This is a genomic window from Labrys sp. LIt4, assembly GCF_017813775.1.
Classification (GTDB): Bacteria; Pseudomonadota; Alphaproteobacteria; order Rhizobiales; family Labraceae; genus Labrys; species Labrys okinawensis_A.
Map to the genome: position 1 here is coordinate 107398 of NZ_JAGIPY010000014.1, position 17498 is coordinate 124895.

Genomic DNA, 17498 nt, shown 5'->3' on the forward strand with positions numbered 1-17498 from the left:
GCCGCCGCGAGCCGCACTCCGGATCAGGCCGAGGGGCTTTCCGGCGATTTGGGCAGCTTGAGGCGCACGCCTCGCCCACCCTCGCGGCTGACGGCGTTGTCGCCGATCAGCTCGACGCCGGCTCGATCAAGGGCCTCGATCACTTTCGTCAACGTATCGACCACGCCGCGAACATTGCCCTCGCTCGCCTCCATGCGCTGAACCGTCGGCAGGGAAACCCCCGACAGGTCAGCGAGCTGGCGCTGGTCGATGCCGAGCAGGGCACGGGCAGCGCGCATCTGGGCAGCGGTGATCATGGGCAGCCTCGCATTTCTCAAATACTGAAAGGACGTTCAAGTCATCGATATCGCGGACATCCGCAGCCGACGGAGGAAGTTCCACACCCGGAGGCGCTGCATCGCCCTATAGCCGAAGCGCTTTACGATTTCACCGACTCACCTCGAATCGCAAAGGCGCATCGAAGCGAAGAGTTAGAGCAAAGCAGCGTTTTCGCCTAAACCTGCGTTGCCCTGAACGCGCCACGCCCCGGGGAAAGACTGCCACCGTCCAAAAAAATGCCGGTATGGGCAAGCGGCGCGCCTCGAATTCGCGTATCAGCAAGAAAGATCTGATAGGGCGTAGCTGACATCATGGCTGTTTTGTTGGGTATCGATACGGGCGGCACCTTCACCGATGCCGTCCTCTATGACGAAGAGAAGGGCGTTCTCGCCAAGGCCAAGTCGCTGACCACCCATCATGATCTCGCCATCGGTGTCGGCGGGGCCGTCGGCGCGGTGCTGGCCCAGTCCGACGTCGCGCCCGCGCATATCGCCCTGGTCTCGCTCTCCACCACGCTCGCCACCAATGCCATGGTGGAGGGGCAGGGTGGGCGCGTCGGCCTCGTCTATATCGGCTTCGATGCCGACGACGCCGAGCGGCCGGATCTCAAGGCTGCGTTGAACGGCGATCCGGTCCTGCTGATCGCCGGCGGCCATGACGCCATGGGCCAGGCCCGCGCGCCGCTCGACGAGGCCGGCCTCGCCGAGCAGGCCCGCGCTTTGGCGCCGGGGCTGACCGGGTTTGCGGTGACCGGACGCTTTGCCGTGCTCGATCCCAGCCATGAAATCGCGGCCCGCGAGATCCTGCGGCGTGAAACCGGCCTGCCCGTCACCTGCGGCCACGAGCTCTCCGCCAGGCTGGATGGGCCGAAGCGGGCGCTCACCTGCGTGCTCAATGCCCGCCTGATCCATCTTCTCGAGGCGCTGATCGCCGCGACCGAGGGGCGGCTCGCCGCACTCGGCATCGCCGCGCCCCTGATGGTGGTGCGCGGCGACGGCTCGCTGGTGGCGGCCGAGGTCGCCAAGGCCAAGCCGATCGAGACAATCTTTTCGGGCCCGGCCGCCAGCGCCGTGGGCGGCGCCTTCCTCGCCGGCGCCCCGGACGCCCTGATTTCCGACATCGGCGGCACCACCACCGATGTCGTCGTGCTGCGCGGTGCGAGGCCCCGCATCGATCCGGCCGGCGCCCTGATCGGCGGCTTCCGCACCATGGTGGAAGCCATCGCCATCCGCACCTGCGGCCTTGGCGGCGACAGCGAGGTGGCGATCGAGCAGCATGGCCTGGATACCGCACTCAAGCTCGGCCCCCGCCGTGCCGTGCCCCTGTCCCTGCTCGCCGAAAGCCATGCCGACCTCGTGCATTCGACGCTCGAGCGCCAGCTCAGGGCCGATCTGCCCAACGACCTCTTCGGCCGCTTCGCCTTGCGCCTGCATCCGCCCCTGGCGGAATTGCCCGCGCTGGAGGCTGAGGTGCTGGCGCGGCTGGAGGCCGGGCCGATGGCCGCGGACAAGCTGATCAACAACCGGCGCGAGTTCAACGCCCTGCAGCGCCTGGTCAACCGGCGCCTCGCCATCATGGCGGCGCTGACGCCTTCCGATGCCGCCCACCAACTCGGGCTGCATCGCGCCTGGGACCAGGCGGCGGCCGAGAAGGGCCTGACGCTGTTCGCCAGGCGGCGCAACGCCATGGGGCTGCCCTTTGCCGACAGCGCCGAGGAACTGGCGCGGCGGATCATCGAGACCCTGACCCGCCGCTCGGCCGAGTTCCTGCTGGAATGCGCTTTGGCCGAGGACGGCTTCCGAGAAGCAGGCCTGTCGCGCCATGCCTTGGCGGTGGCGGCACTCGACGGCCATAGCGGCCTCGTCAGGATCGGCCTGTCGCTGACGGCGCCGGTGGTCGGGCTCGGCGCTTCCGCCGCGACCTATTACGGCGACATCGCCGGCCTGGTCGGCGCGCCCTCGCTGGTGCCCGAACATGCCGAGGTCGCCAATGCGGTCGGCGCCGTGGTCGGCGGCGTGCATGTCTCGGCCGAGGTTAAGGTGCTGCAGCCGGTGGAGGGCATCTTCCGGGTGTTCACCCGCTCGGGGACGCGCGACATTCTCGATCTCGGTGAAGCCTTGGTTCACGCGCAGGAGGCGGCCCGGGTCCAGGCCGAGGGCGACGCGCTTACCGCGGGCGCCGCTACCGTCGAGACCTCGGTGAGCGTCGACGAGAAAAAGGTCGTGGCCGAGGGCCGGGAATTGTTCGTGGAGGCGCTGGTGACGGCCCGGGCGTCGGGCCGGCCCAGGATCAGTGTGTAGGACTACAGTCGTAGTTCTGTTGTTCCACCGTCATTGCGAGCGTAGCGAAGCAATCCAGAAGCCACGGATGCCGTGTTTCTCGGCCCTCGGATTGCTTCGCTGCGCTCGCAATGACGATAGAGGCCGCCGGGAACAGGAACTGCAACTGTATCGTAAGCCGGAAGGAGGTTGAATCTGCCGCCTCTGCGCGATGTTGACGCATCGAATGACAAATTCGTTCTCCAAAGCGCTTTGGGAATGGGCCAAAATCGCTGCTGCAATTGACAGGCTGGGAAATTCCGGCGGAAGATACCGGCAACCGCGTCGATGCCGGGAGTGACCTGTCGGGCTCCCCCTGTCGGAATGCATGCGGAGGGCGGAGCGAATGCCGGGAATGGGTAAGTCGGACCGTCCGCATCACGCGGATCTGGTCTATGCCACCTTGAATGACGGCACCTCGAGTGCGCAGTCAGCGGTCGCAGCCTCCTGGTCGCGCTCCATGAGCCATTACGGTCTCGATCCCGACCATGCCCCGCCGCCCCTTCGCCTCGGCGACAGCGAATTCAAGGCGGCCTTGTCGCGCATGGAGCTGCTGGTACGGCTGGCGCAGGGAACGCTCGACCGCCTGTTCCAGGCGGTCGGTGACGCCGGCTGCTGCGTGCTCCTCACCGATGATGACGGCGTGCCGCTGGATCGGCGCGGCGTAGCGGGGGACGATGCCGATTTCGAGGCTCTCGGCCTGTGGACCGGCATGGTCTGGAGCGAGCAGAGCGAGGGCACCAACGGTGTCGGCACCTGCATCGCGGAAGGGCGCGCGCTGACCATCCATCGCGACCAGCATTTCCTCACCCGCAATATCGGGCTGAGCTGCACGGTGGCGCCGATCTGGGACGCGAATGGCCGCCTGATGGGCACGCTCGACGTCTCGACCTGCCGATCCGACCTGACGCCTGGCATCCTCAAACTGGTAGCGGCTGCGACACGGGACGCGGCTACCCGCATCGAGACCCAGCATTTCCGCGAGGCCTTCCGCCATGCGCGCATCCTGGTCGGGCCCGATGCAGGGGCCGGCCCGGCCGGCCTGCTCGCCGTCGACAGGGAGGATCTCGTTATCGGCGCCAGCCGGGCCGCGCGCCTCGTCTATGGGCTGACGGACGAGCATCTGCGCAATCCCTTCCCGGCCAGCGATCTCGTCGATGGCGAAACGGTTCGGCCCGGCGACGGGCTGCTCGCCGGTGAGCGTGCCGCCGTGCGCCAGGCGCTGTCGAGGGCGAAGGGCAATGTCTCGGCCGCGGCCCGCCTGCTCGGCGTCAGCCGTGCCACCATGCATCGCAAGATCGCGCGGCTGGGCCTGGGGCGGGAGAGCTGACTTCGGTGTGCCGATCCCGCTCCATCTCTTGATGGAGCTGAGGAAATCGGCATGCCGAAAGGGCGATCTGGTATCTCAACCTGTCTCATCCCTGAGACACATCGCTGCCGCCATCGTCCGCGCCTATCCTGACAAGCGCCCCCGTCACGCCCATCCTCCTTCCCCGACGACGCCAGCCCAGAACCATCAATTGGCGCGCTCAAGGAGGAAGTTGCATGAATAAGCCCGAGATCGTCCGCTCGCCCGGAACGCTGTTCAAGCCACGCTATGGCAATTTCATCGGCGGCCAGTGGGCGGAGCCACGCAGCGGCAAATATTTCGAGAACACTTCACCCGTCAACGGTCGGGTTCTGTGCGAGGTCGCCCGCTCCGATGCAGCCGACGTGGAAGCCGCCCTCGACGCCGCCCATGCCGCCAAGGACGCCTGGGGCCGTACCAGTGCGGCGGAGCGTTCGCTGCTGCTGCTGCGCATCGCCCAGGTGATGGAAGACAATCTGGAAACGCTCGCTCTGGCCGAGACCTGGGACAACGGCAAGCCGATCCGCGAGAGCATGGCCGCCGATTTGCCGCTCGGTGTCGATCATTTCCGCTATTTCGCCGGCGTGCTGCGCGCCCAGGAAGGCGGCATCTCCGAGATCGACCACGACACCGTCGCCTATCATTTCCATGAGCCGCTCGGCGTCGTCGGCCAGATCATCCCCTGGAACTTCCCGCTGCTGATGGCGGTCTGGAAGCTCGCCCCGGCGCTCGCCGCCGGCAATTGCGTGGTGATCAAGCCGGCCGAGCAGACGCCCGCCTCCATCCTGGTCCTGGCCGAGCTGATCGCCGACATCCTGCCGCCCGGTGTGCTCAACATTGTCAACGGCTTCGGGCTGGAAGCCGGCAAGCCTCTGGCCTCGTCGAACCGGATCGCGAAGATCGCCTTCACCGGCGAGACCACCACCGGCCGCCTGATCATGCAATATGCCAGCCAGAACCTGATTCCGGTGACGCTGGAGCTCGGCGGCAAGTCGCCCAACATCTTCTTCAAGGACGTTGCCGCCGAGGACGACGATTTCCTCGACAAGGCAATCGAGGGCTTCGTGATGTTCGCCCTCAACCAGGGCGAGGTCTGCACATGCCCGAGCCGCGCTCTCGTGCATGAGAGCATCTATGACCGCTTCATCGAGAAGGCGCTGAAGCGCGTCGCCGCCATCAGGCAGGGCGATCCGCTCGATCCCGCCACCATGATCGGCGCGCAGGCCTCCTCCGAGCAGCTCGAAAAGATCCTGAGCTATTTCGACATCGGCCGCCAGGAAGGCGCCGAGGTGCTGATCGGCGGCGAGCGTGCCGACCTGCCCGGCGAGCTCGCCGGCGGCTATTACGTCAAGCCGACGGTGTTCAAGGGCCACAACAAGATGCGGATCTTCCAGGAGGAGATCTTCGGCCCGGTGGTTTCCGTCACCACCTTCAAGGACGACGAGGAAGCGCTTTCTATCGCCAACGATACGCTCTACGGCCTCGGCGCCGGCATCTGGACGCGTGACGGCACGCGCGCTTATCGCTTCGGCCGCGCCATCCAGGCCGGCCGCGTCTGGACCAATTGCTACCACGCCTATCCGGCCCATGCGGCGTTCGGCGGCTACAAGCAGTCCGGCATCGGCCGCGAGAACCACAAGAAGATGCTCGATCACTACCAGCAGACCAAGAACATGCTGGTCAGCTACTCCCCCAAGAAGCTTGGCTTCTTCTGATCCGTGCTCGGATCGACTTGGTCGCCCGGTCTCGTACCGGGCGACCCTTTTTGCAAGATAGTGAGACATCGGCGACCTTGCCGTCATTGCGAGCGCAGCGAAGCAATCCAGGCTTGTTCAGGCACGGCATTTGCGGCTTCTGGATTGCTTCGCTGCGCTCGCAATGACGCGAGATGGTGATTCATTATGAAAAGGGGAGCGATCATGCCCGATGCCAGTCTCGAACGGGTAACGGCAACGCCCGCCGCTCTCGACTTGATCGCCAGCCTCCAGGCCCGCTACGGCCCCGTGCTCTTCCACCAGTCGGGCGGGTGCTGCGACGGCTCCTCGCCGATGTGCTACAGCCAAGGCGAGTTCATCATCGGGGACCAGGACGTGCTGCTGGGCAGCATCGGCGAGGCGCCCGTCTATATCAGCGCCCCGCAATTCACCGCCTGGAGCCACACCCAGCTGATCATCGACGTGGTGCCGGGGCGCGGCGGCATGTTCTCCCTGGAGAACGGCACGGAAAAGCGCTTCATCACCCGTTCGCGCGCCTTCTCGGGCGAGGAGATCTGCGCGCTGCCGGCGGCGAGAAGAGGGGCCTGAGGCCCTTTTTGGTGTGCCGATCTCCAGATCGGCATTCTCGCGCCAAAGCGCTCACCGGCAAGGGGATGGTGCCGATCTGGAGATCGGCACACCGTGCTTCGAACGCCGTGCGCGGCCGCATCGGCGCGCCCGGTTCCTCGCCTACCCGCGCCCCACCAGCGGCATCTTGGTGGCCATCACCGTCATGAACTGCACATTGGCCTCGAGCGGCAGGCCGGCCATATAGACCACCGCGTCGGCGACATGCTTCACGTCGAAGGTCGGCTCGGGTTTGATCGAGCCGTCGGCCTGCGGCACGCCGCCCGGCATCTTGGACGCCATCGGCGTCAGCGTGTTGCCGATGTCGATCTGGCCGCAGGCGATGTCATATTTGCGGCCGTCCAGCGACGAGGACTTGGTCAGGCCAGTCACTGCATGCTTGGAGGCGGTGTAAGGCGCCGAATTCGGGCGCGGCGAGGTGGCCGAGATCGAGCCATTGTTGATGATGCGCCCGCCCCGCGGCTCCTGCGCCTTCATCACGCGGAAGGCTTCCTTGGTGCACAGGAACACGCCGGTGACATTGGTATCGATTACCGCCTTCCACTGCTCGAAGGGCAGGTCCTCGATCGGCACGCCGGGCGCGATGGTGCCGGCATTGTTGAAGACGAGGTCCACGCGGCCGAGCGCGGCGACGGTGGCGTCGAACAGCGCCGTGACCGAAGCGGGATCGGTGACGTCAGAGGCGATGGCGCGGGCAGAGGCCGCATGCGGGCTTTCGGCGATGGCGGCTTCCAGGGCCTCCTTGCGACGCCCCGTAAACACGACAGACCAGCCATCGGCCAGCAGCGCATGCGCGACGGCCTTGCCGATGCCGCTGGCGGCGCCCGTGGCGATGGCGATCTTTCCTTGACCCGACATGGGTTCCTCCCGATTCCAATTCGATTTGTGTTGCAACGCGCGGTCCAGCCCGGCGGAGTACCGCAAGGCAGAGCGACGCTTCCGTTGTCAGACAAATATCTCTAATGGGAATTTTCGGATAGGGCGAGCCTCTATGTCAGATCTTCACATCCGCAAGCTTTGCAACGCTCTCATCCCCGATGCGACGCCGTCGAAGCTGGCGCCCGGCGTCGCGATCAATGCGGCCGATCGCATACGCCGCAAGGCGGGAGGCCTGTGGGTCGGCGGTCGCGTCGAGATCACGCCGGAAGGGGTCTCCTTCGCCGCCAATGGCCTGAACAGGGCTTTTCATACCGGCCTGCAGCCCGTCCACATTCCGATGACCGCCATCCGCAAGGTCCGGCGGGAATTCGGCTGGGTCACCGGCATCGTGGCCGTCGAGCATGACGGGGGCACGTTCCGCTTCCGCTGCTACGGAGCCAAGAAGGTCGCGGTGGCGCTGGACAAGCATATCGCAGCGCTGCGGCGCGTTGCGTAAATCGGACGGCGAAATATGGCTCTCAATGAATGAACCAGTCACCCCAGGCAGGCGATGATGGTCTCGATCACCCTCTTGGTCTCCTCGGGATCCCTGACGCGGATCGAGTCGACGCCGGCCTCCTTGGCCGCATAGTCGTTGCCGCCCGGGAAGAGCGCGTCGCCGGCGAAGATCATCTCCTCGATGGCGATGCCCAGCCGGTCGCGCAGCTTGGCGATGCCATAGGCCTTGTCGATGCCCTGCCGCGTCACGTCGATCGAGGTGGCGCCGCCCATGCGCACCGAGAAATCCGGGATCGACTTGTCGAGATAGGTTTTCAGGATGGTGCGCTTCTTGAAATCGGGATCCCAGCTGTGCTTGGCCTCGAGCGGTGCTTCCTGGCCGAGCGCGGACATGGTGATCTGGCTGCCGCGATCCTCGATGCGCTCGCCCCAGATCCGCTCGGGCTTGAAGCCGGCTTGTTCGAAGGCGGCCTCGAGCGCGGCGACGATGCGCTGCTTGTCCTCGGCCGACAGGTCCTCGCGATAGACCGGGACCCAGTTGCTTCCGTCGAAATGAAAGAATTTCGTGCCGCAGGTCGGCAGGAGATGCAGCCGGTCGAAGCGGTCGCCGGCCGGCAGATTGGCGAGGAACTGCTTTTCGAATTGAGGCCAGTCGCCGCCCGAGATCACGGCGACCTGGGCGACGGTGAGAAGCTTGCCGAGCAGGGCGGCCATCTCGGCGTCGATGGCCGATTTGCTCTTGGCAAGCGTGCCGTCGAGATCGAAAATGACGAGTTTCTTCATGACGAGCTTCAATGTCCCTGGGGAAGGAAAGAGTCCGGCCGTTATAGACGAGTTGGCCGGATGCGCCATTCTACGATTGTACAGCCGGGCTCACCCTTTCGGGGCAGATGTCACAATGCATCCTTCCCTGGGACCGCCAGCATCCTGCTGGCTCTTCTCTCAGACGAACGGCCGCTGCACCAAAGAGCCAGCAGGATGCTGGCGCTCCCGGGAAGAGGGTCGGTCGCTCTTCAGTGGTCCATGCCGGTGATCACCCGCTCCACTGCCTCCACACTGGTCTTTTTGGGATCGATGTCGTCGGCGACGACACGCCCGCGGCGCATGACGACGATGCGGTCGACCACCTGGAAGACATGGTGGATATTGTGGGCGATGAAGATGCAGGAATGGCCGGAACTGCGGGCATTGCGCACGAAGTTCAACACGCCCTGGGTCTCCGCCACGCCCAGATTGTTGGTGGGCTCGTCGAGAATGATCAGGTCGCTGTCGAAATGCATGGCGCGGGCGATGGCCACCGCCTGGCGCTCGCCGCCGGAAAGCGAGCCGATCGGGGTGGTCGGCGCGATGTTCTTGGAGATGCCGACCCTTTTCAGGAGCGTGGTCGCTACTTCGTTCATCTTGGCCTGGTCGAGGCGGTTGAGGAAGCGCGGCCCCTTGATCGGCTCGCGCCCCAGGAAGAGGTTGCGGGCGATCGAGAGCTGCGGCACCAGGGCCGAATCCTGGTAGATCGTCTCGATACCCTGGGCGATCGCATCGGTGGTGGAGCGCATCTCCACCTTCTTGCCACGGACGAAGATGTCGCCGGAGGTGGCGGCCACCGCCCCCGACAGGATCTTGATCAGGGTCGACTTGCCGGCGCCGTTGTCGCCGAGCAGCCCGACGATCTCGCGCCGGTTCACCGTGAGGGTGACGTCCTCGATGGCGCGGATGCGGCCATAGGACTTGGCGATGTTCTGCATGCGGATGAGTTCTTCGCTTGTCTCGGGCATCGCTCACCTCCCTTCCTGGTGCCGGCGGTCGAGCCATGAATGCAGGGCCATCATGCCCAGGATGATCGCGCCGATGAAGATGTTGTAGGCCAGGCCCGGCACGCCGATCAGCACGATCCCGTTGCGCATCACGCGCAGGATGAAGATGCCGAGCACCGTGCCGATGATGGTGCCCCGGCCGCCGGTGAGCGCGGTGCCGCCGATCACCACCATGGCGATCACCTCCAGTTCATAGCCCGTGCCCGAATTGGGATTGGCCGAGGAGGTGCGGATCGAAGAGATGACACCGGCGAGCGTCGAGAGCACCGAGCACAGGATGAACAGCCAGACCTTGGTGGCATCGACATTGACGCCGCGCGCCCGAGCCGCATTGGGGTTGCCGCCCGCCGCCTGGATCCAGTTGCCAGCCTTGGTCTTGGTCAAGACGTAGCCGAGCACGATCGCGGCGATGGCGAACCAGAGCAGCGACATGTAGACGCGGAAGTTGCCGATATAGAAGGTGCCGACCAGGAGCTCGGCGAGCGGCTGGTCGCCCGCATTCCAGGTGCGCTGGGGAAAGCCATTGGTGACGAAGAGAGCCGTGCCGCGCACCACCAGCAGCATGCCGAGCGTGACCAGGAAGGACGGGATTTTCAGCCGGGTGACGAAGAGGCCGTTCACCCAGCCGATCAGCGCCGCGACCACCAGGGCGATCAGGAAGGCCGCCCAGAGCGGGGTGGCGCCGGAATTGAACAGCGTCCACATCAGCACCGGCGAGAAGCCGAAGAGCGAGCCGACCGAGAGGTCGAACTCGCCCGAGGTCATCAGCAGCGTCATCGCCAGGGCAATCAGGCCGAGCTCGACGGTGAAGGCCAGGATGTTGCTGAGATTGTCCGCCGAGAGGAAATCGGGATTGATGCCGCCGAAGATAGCGAGTTCGACGACCAGGAGAACGAAGGGGCCGAATTCGGGCCGGGCGATCGCGCGCTGGAGCAGGGAGCGTTGTTCCACGAGAAGTCCTTGGCCGGTGGTGGGGGCGGATGCAGGAAAGGGCGCTTTGAGAAAGGTGCTCAGTCCACTGAGTTCGGACTTGGCTCGACCTTTGTCATTGCCGGGCTTGACCCGGCAATCCACTCAGGCTTGACAGCTGTGTTGCTCGCCGCTGGATGCCCGGGTCAAGCCCGGGCATGACAAAGGTCGGTGCCTCATACATATTAGGAGAGGCCGCCGCGCTGGACAGACATTTCCGGCCGCCAGCGCCTGCGAATGCCCTATTTCTTGCCGCTCAGGATGTCGTCATATTGCTGGGCGGCATCCTTCTCGTAGAGCGCGCCGGTGATGACGTTGAAGCCGGGGCGGATGCCGCTGGAGGCCATGGCCGCCATCGACAGGGCGATATAGCTGGTCGCCTGCGGATCCTGCCATTGCGCGGCGTTGACATAGCCGTTCAGCACTTCCTGGGTGGTGTCGAGCGAGTTGCCCCAGCCGACCACCGGGATCTCGCCGGGCTTGACGCCGACCTGATCGAACACCCGCTTGATCGAGCCAGTGACGAGGTCGCCCAGGCCGATGATCGCCTTGATCTTCTTGCGGTTGGTGGTGAGGTAGTCGGTCATGCGCGAAATGACCTCGGCCTGGTCGAGCGTCGCCTCGGTGACTTCCCAGGTGATCCCGAGCGGCTTGAACACGCTGGAAATGCCCTGCTCCTCCTGCACGCCATAGGTGGCGCCGGGGATTTCGACCGGCATCCAGACGAAATCGCCGGATTTCACCAGCTTCTTGTCGACCAGATACTGGGCCCAGGCCGCACCGAACTTGACGTTGTCGCCGCCGACATAGGCGCCGAACTTGGCCTGCGGATCGGGCGTGTTGAAATTGATGATCGGGATCTTCTTGGCGTTGGCTTCATCGACCACCTTGATCAGGCTGCCGGGATCAGGGCTGGTGGTGACGATGCCGGCCGCCCCCGCCGCGATCGCTGCGCGCACGGCCTCCTGATGCGAAGCCACGTCGCCATTGTGGAAGGAGGTGTTTACCGTGTTGCCGGTATCGCTGGCCCATTGCTTGGCGCCCGCCAGGAAATAAGTCCAGACCGGGTCGGCCGGGCCGCCATGGGATATCCAGTAGAAGGTTTTCGGCGCGGCTTGCGCCATCGGGAGAGAGGCTGCCAGCGCCATTATCGCGCCGGCAACAGCCAAGACGAATTTCCTGATCATGGGAGTGCCTTGCTCGTGTTCCGGGTCTCTGGAGGACCAACGAGCGCGATCATGGCAATTGTAATACGATTAATCAATGCGATCTTTGATATGTGATCGTGTTGCCGTAGAACAATTATCGTGCCGGTCGAAAGAAACGGCCTGTTTTTACTTCCGCGGTCCATGCCGCGGTGCAGAAAATATTTGCTGCAACGCATCAAATTTAGTCTGCCCTGGCTCGTGTGAACTCGAATGCTCTCGATTTTGAAGCGCTTTGACCAACAAAAAGCCCTTCCCTGGAGAGGGAAGGGCAGCGATAGACTCTAAATTCGGATGCGAGCCGGATCAGACGCCCAGCTTGCGCCTGCGGCTGCCGAGCGTGCGCAGGCGGAGCGCATTGAGCTTGATGAAGCCGGCGGCGTCGCGGTGGTCATAGGCCACGGCGCCTTCCTCGAAGGTGACGAGGTCCTGGCTGTAGAGCGAATAGGGGCTCTCGCGGCCGATGACGTGTACGCCGCCCTTATAGAGCTTGAGGCGGACGGAACCGGTCACCGCTTCTTGGCTCTTGTCGATCAGGGCCTGCAGCATCTCTCGCTCGGGCGAGAACCAGAAGCCGTTATAGATCAGCTCGGCGTAGCGCGGCATGATCTCATCCTTGAGATGGGCGGCGCCGCGGTCCAGCGTGATGCTTTCAATGGCCCGGTGAGCGGGCAGCAGGATGGTGCCGCCGGGCGTCTCATACATGCCGCGCGACTTCATGCCGACGAAACGGTTCTCGACCAGATCAAGGCGGCCGATGCCGTTGATGCGGCCGAGCTCGTTGAGCTTGGCGAGCAGGGCGGCCGGGCTCATCTTCACGCCGTCGATGGCGACGGCGTCGCCCTTCTCGAAGTCGATGGTGACGACGGTCGGGGTATCAGGCGCGTCTTCCGGATTGACCGTGCGCGAATAGACGTAGTCGGGCACCTCGACCGCCGGGTCCTCCAGCACCTTGCCCTCTGAGGAGCAGTGCAGCAGGTTGGCGTCGACCGAGAAGGGCGCCTCGCCGCGCTTGTCCTTGGCGATCGGGATCTGGTGCTCTTCGGCGAACTTGATCAGGGCCTCGCGCGAGCGCAGGTCCCATTCGCGCCAGGGGGCAATGATGGTGACGTCGGGCTTGAGGGCATAATAGCCGAGCTCGAAGCGGACCTGGTCGTTGCCCTTGCCGGTGGCGCCGTGGCAGACGGCGTCGGCGCCGGTCTTCTCGGCGATCTCGATCTGCTTCTTGGCGATCAGCGGCCGGGCAATGGAGGTGCCGAGCAGGTAGACGCCTTCATACTGGGCATTGGCGCGGAACATCGGGAAGACGTAGTCGCGCACGAATTCCTCGCGCAAATCCTCGATGAAGATGTTCTCGGGCTTGATGCCGAGCAGCAGCGCCTTCTGGCGCGCCGGCTCCAGTTCCTCGCCCTGGCCGAGATCGGCCGTGAAGGTGACGACCTCGCAATTATAGGTGGTCTGCAGCCATTTCAGGATGATCGAGGTGTCGAGGCCACCGGAATAGGCGAGCACCACCTTCTTGACGGATTGAGACATCAAAGAGCCTTCGGGTTGGATGAGAGCGGGCGGGAACCCGGTTCGAGAAATCGCGCGCGACTATAGTCAGCCGCTGCGACAAGACAAGCATGGCGGGCCGCATATTTCCCGGGACCGCCGGCTTTCAGGCGGCTCTTGGAAACGCTGTGATCGCAAAAGAGAAAGAGCCGGCTGAAAACCGCGGTTCGAGGAGGGTCAGCTTTCCTCCGCCAGTTCGGTGATCTCCGAGAACTTCACCCCGGCCGCGGAAGCCAGAAGGGACAGGCGCTCGCTCACCGCCTCGCTGTCCGGCACGCGGGCCGAACGGCTGACCTCGAGGCGCAGGCGGTTCGAACCGATCGACAGGCGCGAATTCGCCAGCACGGCAGGCGTGCCGCCGGACAGGCGGTAGGCCACCAGCAAGGCTCGCCCGAGGATCTCGGCACGCCGGCGCTCCGCCGGCGACAGCAGTTTCAGTGCTCCCGCTAGATAGGGTGCATCGAACCGGCCGGCGTGGCGGGCATGAAGCGCGATGGCCAGGAAGGCTCGCTCGGCGTGATCCAGGCCGATGAAGGGAAATTGCAACACGCGGCGGTGGCTTTCCTCCGCCCGGATATCGGGATGGTCGCGCCAGCCCAGATCCGAGAGGGCGCACAAGGTCACGCGCAGGCGCTTCTCGGCCGGGGATTCTTCCGCAAACAGGCCCTCGGTCCAGGCAACCAGAGCGGGCGGAAAATCGGACACGCGCGAGCCGGGCAACCCGATCAGCTGGGCGCCTTCGACCAGCGGATCGAGATAGCGTTCTTCGGCGTCGAGCTGCGAATAGAGCCATCCCTCTCTCAGGCCGAGGGCGGAGAACACCACCTCGCCCGGCGCCAGATATTTAAGCACGCGGTCCAGCACCAGGGCGGCGGCGGGCATGGTGCGCGCGCGCCGGCGCGATATGCCCGGCAATTCGGCCATCTTGGCCGGGGGCAGGCGCAGCAATGTCTTGGCGAAGGCGCGGGCCTCGCTCGCCGGGATGCGATAGCCATGCACCACCGGAACCGGGGCCGCATTGAGTGCCATATGGGCCTTGGCCAGGGTTCGCCATCCCCCGCCGACGGCAAAGAAGATCGGCTGTTTCAGGAAGGAGGCCGGCGTCTTGTCCTTCAGCAGCGCATCGATCCGCCGCTTTGCATTGTCCGGCCCCTGCATCAGGGCCTCGACCGGCAAGGCTCCCAGGGGAAAACTGACCCAGTCCTCGCCGACCCGGTCATCCTCGGCGGCGGCCAGCTCGAGGCTGCCCCCGCCCATGTCGCCGACGATGCCGACGGGGCGGTGGAAGCCGGAGATCACGCCGAGCGCCGCAAATCGAGCCTCTTCGGCGCCGCTGAGGATGCGGACATCGACGCCCGCTTCGGCCCGGATGGCCTCGACCAGGTCCTTGCCGTTCTCGGCCCGGCGCACCGCCTCCGTGGCGGTGGCATCCAGGCGCGCCACGCCCATGGCGTCGGCCACGGCGCGGAAGCGGCGCACGGCCTCCACTGTCCGGCGGAAGCCTTCGACGGCGATCAGGCCGGTCTGGGCCAGGCCTTCGCCGAGACGGCAGAGCGATTTTTCATTGAAGCGCGGCAGCGGCGCCCGGCCCAGCTGGTCGTAGACCACCAGGCGGACCGAATTGGAGCCGATGTCGATGATGCCGTAGTGGGCCCGATCGAGGCGTCCCGCCCGCTTCGGATCGAGGTCAAGCGGACGATGAATGGCTGCCTTTCCGGTACTGGTCCCCATGAAGCACTCCCCAATGGCTGCCGGGAATCTGGTGTCGCCCCAGAATTGCGTGCGAGGGATCATGGAGGAAGCAGGCCGCTTCGTCCATCCGTAGGGGAAAGTGTCAGCCTGACCTTGGTGTCGTCTCCGAGAAAAGGGCTGAACTACAGCTTCCGGAGCGAAACCTGCTCGATGTCGTGGCTATCGCCCTTGCGCAGGATCAGGTCGGCGCGCGGCCGGGTCGGCAGGATGTTCTCGATCAAATTGGGCTGGTTGATGCGGCTCCACAGGCCGAGGGCCGTCTCCAGCGCTTCGGCCTCGGTGAGATCGGCATATTTGCGGAAGAAGGAGAGGGGGTTGCGGAAGGCCGTCTCGCGCAGGGTCATGAAGCGCTCGACATACCAGCGCCTGAGCAGCGCCACCTCCGCATCGAGATAGATGGCGAAGTCGAAGAAGTCCGAGGTGAAGGGGATTGCCTTGCCATCGCGGGGCAGGCGGGCCGGCTGCAGCACGTTGAGCCCCTCGACGATCAGGATGTCGGGCTGGTCCACCGTGACGATCTCGCCCGGCACCACGTCGTAGACGAGGTGGGAATAGACCGGTGCCGTGACCTTGCCCTGGCCGGCCTTGATGTCCGCCAGGAAACGCAGCAGGCGCTGGGTGTCGTAGCTCTCGGGGAACCCCTTGCGCTCCATCAGGCCGTGTTCGCGCAGGAAGGCGTTGGGAAACAGGAAACCGTCCGTGGTGATCAGGTCGACCTTCGGCGTGTTCGGCCAGCGCGTCAGCAATTGGCGCAGCACGCGTGCGGTGGTCGACTTGCCGACCGCCACCGAGCCGGCCACACCGATCAGATAGGGCACCTTGCCCTGGCTGGTGCCGAGAAAGCGCTGGGTGGCGCGGTGCAGGCCCTGCGTCGCCGCGACATAGAGCGAGAGCAGGCGCGACAGCGGCAGGTAGATTTCTTCGACGTCGGTCAGCGAGACCGGGTCGTTGAGGGCGCGCAGGCGATCGAGCTCGGCCGCCGTCAGGGTCATTGGCGTGTCGGCCCTCAGCTTGGCCCATTCGCTGCGGGTGAACACCGAGTAGGGGGACACGGGCGACTTCACGAGCTGGTCCATGGCGTTTGCCTGCCCCTCAACTATCGGCGTCATCTAGGACGGGACGCTTTTTCAGCAATGCCGGACTGGCCGGTGCGCCGCTCGAGTTCCTGCAGGACCGACTCCAGCGGAATGTTGCGTGCCTTGAGGCCGACAATGAGATGATAGAGCACGTCGGCGGCTTCGGCGACGATCGGACCCTCCTCGCCCTCGGTGAGGGCGATGACGAGTTCCACCGCTTCTTCCCCGAACTTCTTGGCGGCGCGCGGCGGCCCGCCGGCCAGCAGCTTGGCCGTCCAGGACTGCTCCGGCGGCGCCTTGGCGCGCTCGGCCACCCGGGCTTCGAGATCGGTCAAGGAAAAGCTCATGCTGTAATAGCGTTTTGCGATCTGGTCAGATCGCAAAACGCGTCTCCTTTTTTTGAATCATGTGGAGAATTGGATCGGAGTCGATCGAATTCTCCACTTGCCCGTCGAGACGCATCGGCAGGCCCGCCTTGGCCATATACGTCTTGGCCTCGCGGATCGAGAAGGTGCCGAAATGGAAGATCGAGGCGGCAAGGACCGCGCTGGCATGGCCGTCGCGCACGCCCTCGACCAGATGTTCGAGCGTGCCCACGCCGCCCGAGGCGATCACCGGCACGCCGACCCTGTCGGCGATGGCGCGGGTGAGGTCGAGGTCGAAGCCGATCTTGGTGCCGTCGCGGTCCATGGAGGTGAGCAGCAACTCGCCGGCACCGAGCCGTACGACGTCCTCGGCGAAGGCGACCGCGTCGATGCCGGTCGGGCGGCGGCCGCCATGGGTAAAGATCTCCCAGCGATGGTCCTCGCCTTCGGCGGAGACCCTCTTGGCGTCGATGGCGACGACGATGCATTGCTGGCCGAATTTTTCGGCTGCGCGGGCCACGAACTGCCTGTCGGCCACCGCGGCCGAGTTGATCGAGACCTTGTCGGCGCCGGCGAGGAGGAGCTGGCGGATGTCCTCCACCGCCCGCACGCCGCCGCCGACGGTGAGCGGCATGAAGCAGGCCTCGGCGGTGCGGCTGATGACGTCGAGCAGCAGCCCGCGGTTCTCGTGGGTGGCGGCGATGTCGAGGAAGCACAATTCGTCGGCGCCGGCGGCGTCATAGGCGCGCGCGCTTTCGACCGGATCGCCGGCATCGACGAGGTCGACGAAGTTCACGCCCTTGACGACACGGCCGTCCTTGACATCGAGGCAGGGGATCACGCGGGCTTTGAGCATCGACCTTCTTGACCGGAACTGTGGGCCGTTATCGGCACCATGACAGAATTATAAAGGAAAATCACGAGAGGATGGTCATCCCGTGCGCGATGCAACATGAAATGTTGCGGCGCAGATACGGGACCGTTTTCAGAATGACACTCGTTCGGCACGCGGTCCCGCGTCTGCGCATCACATCGTGCAGCACCGCGCAGGGGATGACCCGTC

The 17498-nt window shown here is 65.1% G+C and carries 16 protein-coding genes; 5 read left to right on the forward strand and 11 right to left on the reverse strand.

Going from position 1 to position 17498, the window contains the following annotated elements; all coding sequences use genetic code 11:
* Positions 1-23: 23 nt before the first annotated feature.
* On the reverse strand, positions 24-296 hold the full coding sequence (locus tag J8I29_RS22890) for a helix-turn-helix domain-containing protein (RefSeq protein ID WP_105863560.1): 273 nt from the start codon (positions 294-296) through the stop codon (positions 24-26).
* Between the two features lie 333 nt (positions 297-629).
* Here J8I29_RS22890 and J8I29_RS22895 point away from each other — a divergent pair, with 333 nt between their 5' ends.
* The 4 genes from J8I29_RS22895 (at position 630) to J8I29_RS22910 (ending at position 6287) form a co-directional block, all read left to right on the forward strand.
* On the forward strand, positions 630-2618 hold the full coding sequence (locus J8I29_RS22895) for a hydantoinase/oxoprolinase family protein (protein ID WP_209433418.1): 1989 nt from the start codon (positions 630-632) through the stop codon (positions 2616-2618).
* Between the two features lie 373 nt (positions 2619-2991).
* Entirely contained in the window at positions 2992-3966 is a 975-nt protein-coding gene (locus J8I29_RS22900; protein WP_105863558.1) for a GAF domain-containing protein, read from the forward strand.
* A gap of 215 nt (positions 3967-4181) precedes the next feature.
* Complete coding sequence (gene adh / locus J8I29_RS22905; protein WP_209433419.1) at positions 4182-5699, forward strand: aldehyde dehydrogenase; 1518 nt, start codon at positions 4182-4184, stop codon at positions 5697-5699.
* A 204-nt stretch (positions 5700-5903) separates the two neighbouring features.
* On the forward strand, positions 5904-6287 hold the full coding sequence (locus J8I29_RS22910; RefSeq protein ID WP_245197262.1) for a DUF779 domain-containing protein: 384 nt from the start codon (positions 5904-5906) through the stop codon (positions 6285-6287).
* Between the two features lie 141 nt (positions 6288-6428).
* Here J8I29_RS22910 and J8I29_RS22915 read toward each other — a convergent pair whose 3' ends face one another.
* A complete protein-coding gene (locus J8I29_RS22915) occupies positions 6429-7184 on the reverse strand; it encodes an SDR family oxidoreductase (protein ID WP_209433421.1) in 756 nt (251 codons plus the stop codon).
* Positions 7185-7317: 133 nt separating this feature from the next.
* Here J8I29_RS22915 and J8I29_RS22920 point away from each other — a divergent pair, with 133 nt between their 5' ends.
* Complete coding sequence (locus J8I29_RS22920) at positions 7318-7701, forward strand: hypothetical protein (RefSeq protein WP_209433422.1); 384 nt, start codon at positions 7318-7320, stop codon at positions 7699-7701.
* A gap of 38 nt (positions 7702-7739) precedes the next feature.
* Here the strand turns inward: J8I29_RS22920 and J8I29_RS22925 are convergent, their stop codons facing one another.
* From J8I29_RS22925 to hisF, 9 genes are all read right to left on the reverse strand, one after another.
* Positions 7740-8486 carry an HAD-IIB family hydrolase gene (locus tag J8I29_RS22925; RefSeq protein ID WP_209433423.1) on the reverse strand — a complete coding sequence of 249 codons (747 nt, stop codon included), beginning with the start codon at positions 8484-8486 and terminating at the stop codon, positions 7740-7742.
* 230 nt (positions 8487-8716) lie between these two features.
* The gene (locus J8I29_RS22930; RefSeq protein WP_105863552.1) at positions 8717-9475 is read right to left on the reverse strand and encodes an ATP-binding cassette domain-containing protein; all 759 of its coding nucleotides are present in this window, start codon (positions 9473-9475) and stop codon (positions 8717-8719) included.
* 3 nt (positions 9476-9478) lie between these two features.
* Positions 9479-10465: an ABC transporter permease gene (locus J8I29_RS22935; protein ID WP_105863666.1), complete on the reverse strand. Its 987-nt coding sequence runs from the start codon at positions 10463-10465 to the stop codon at positions 9479-9481.
* Positions 10466-10725: 260 nt separating this feature from the next.
* On the reverse strand, positions 10726-11670 hold the full coding sequence (locus tag J8I29_RS22940) for a substrate-binding domain-containing protein (protein ID WP_105863551.1): 945 nt from the start codon (positions 11668-11670) through the stop codon (positions 10726-10728).
* Between the two features lie 324 nt (positions 11671-11994).
* Complete coding sequence (locus J8I29_RS22945; RefSeq protein WP_209433424.1) at positions 11995-13224, reverse strand: argininosuccinate synthase; 1230 nt, start codon at positions 13222-13224, stop codon at positions 11995-11997.
* 195 nt (positions 13225-13419) lie between these two features.
* Positions 13420-14973 carry a Ppx/GppA family phosphatase gene (locus tag J8I29_RS22950; protein ID WP_209433425.1) on the reverse strand — a complete coding sequence of 518 codons (1554 nt, stop codon included), beginning with the start codon at positions 14971-14973 and terminating at the stop codon, positions 13420-13422.
* Positions 14974-15116: 143 nt separating this feature from the next.
* The gene (gene coaA, locus J8I29_RS22955) at positions 15117-16070 is read right to left on the reverse strand and encodes a type I pantothenate kinase (protein ID WP_082979986.1); all 954 of its coding nucleotides are present in this window, start codon (positions 16068-16070) and stop codon (positions 15117-15119) included.
* 29 nt (positions 16071-16099) lie between these two features.
* On the reverse strand, positions 16100-16417 hold the full coding sequence (locus J8I29_RS22960) for a phosphoribosyl-ATP diphosphatase (RefSeq protein ID WP_209433426.1): 318 nt from the start codon (positions 16415-16417) through the stop codon (positions 16100-16102).
* A 25-nt stretch (positions 16418-16442) separates the two neighbouring features.
* Complete coding sequence (hisF, locus tag J8I29_RS22965; protein WP_209433427.1) at positions 16443-17291, reverse strand: imidazole glycerol phosphate synthase subunit HisF; 849 nt, start codon at positions 17289-17291, stop codon at positions 16443-16445.
* Positions 17292-17498: the final 207 nt, after the last annotated feature.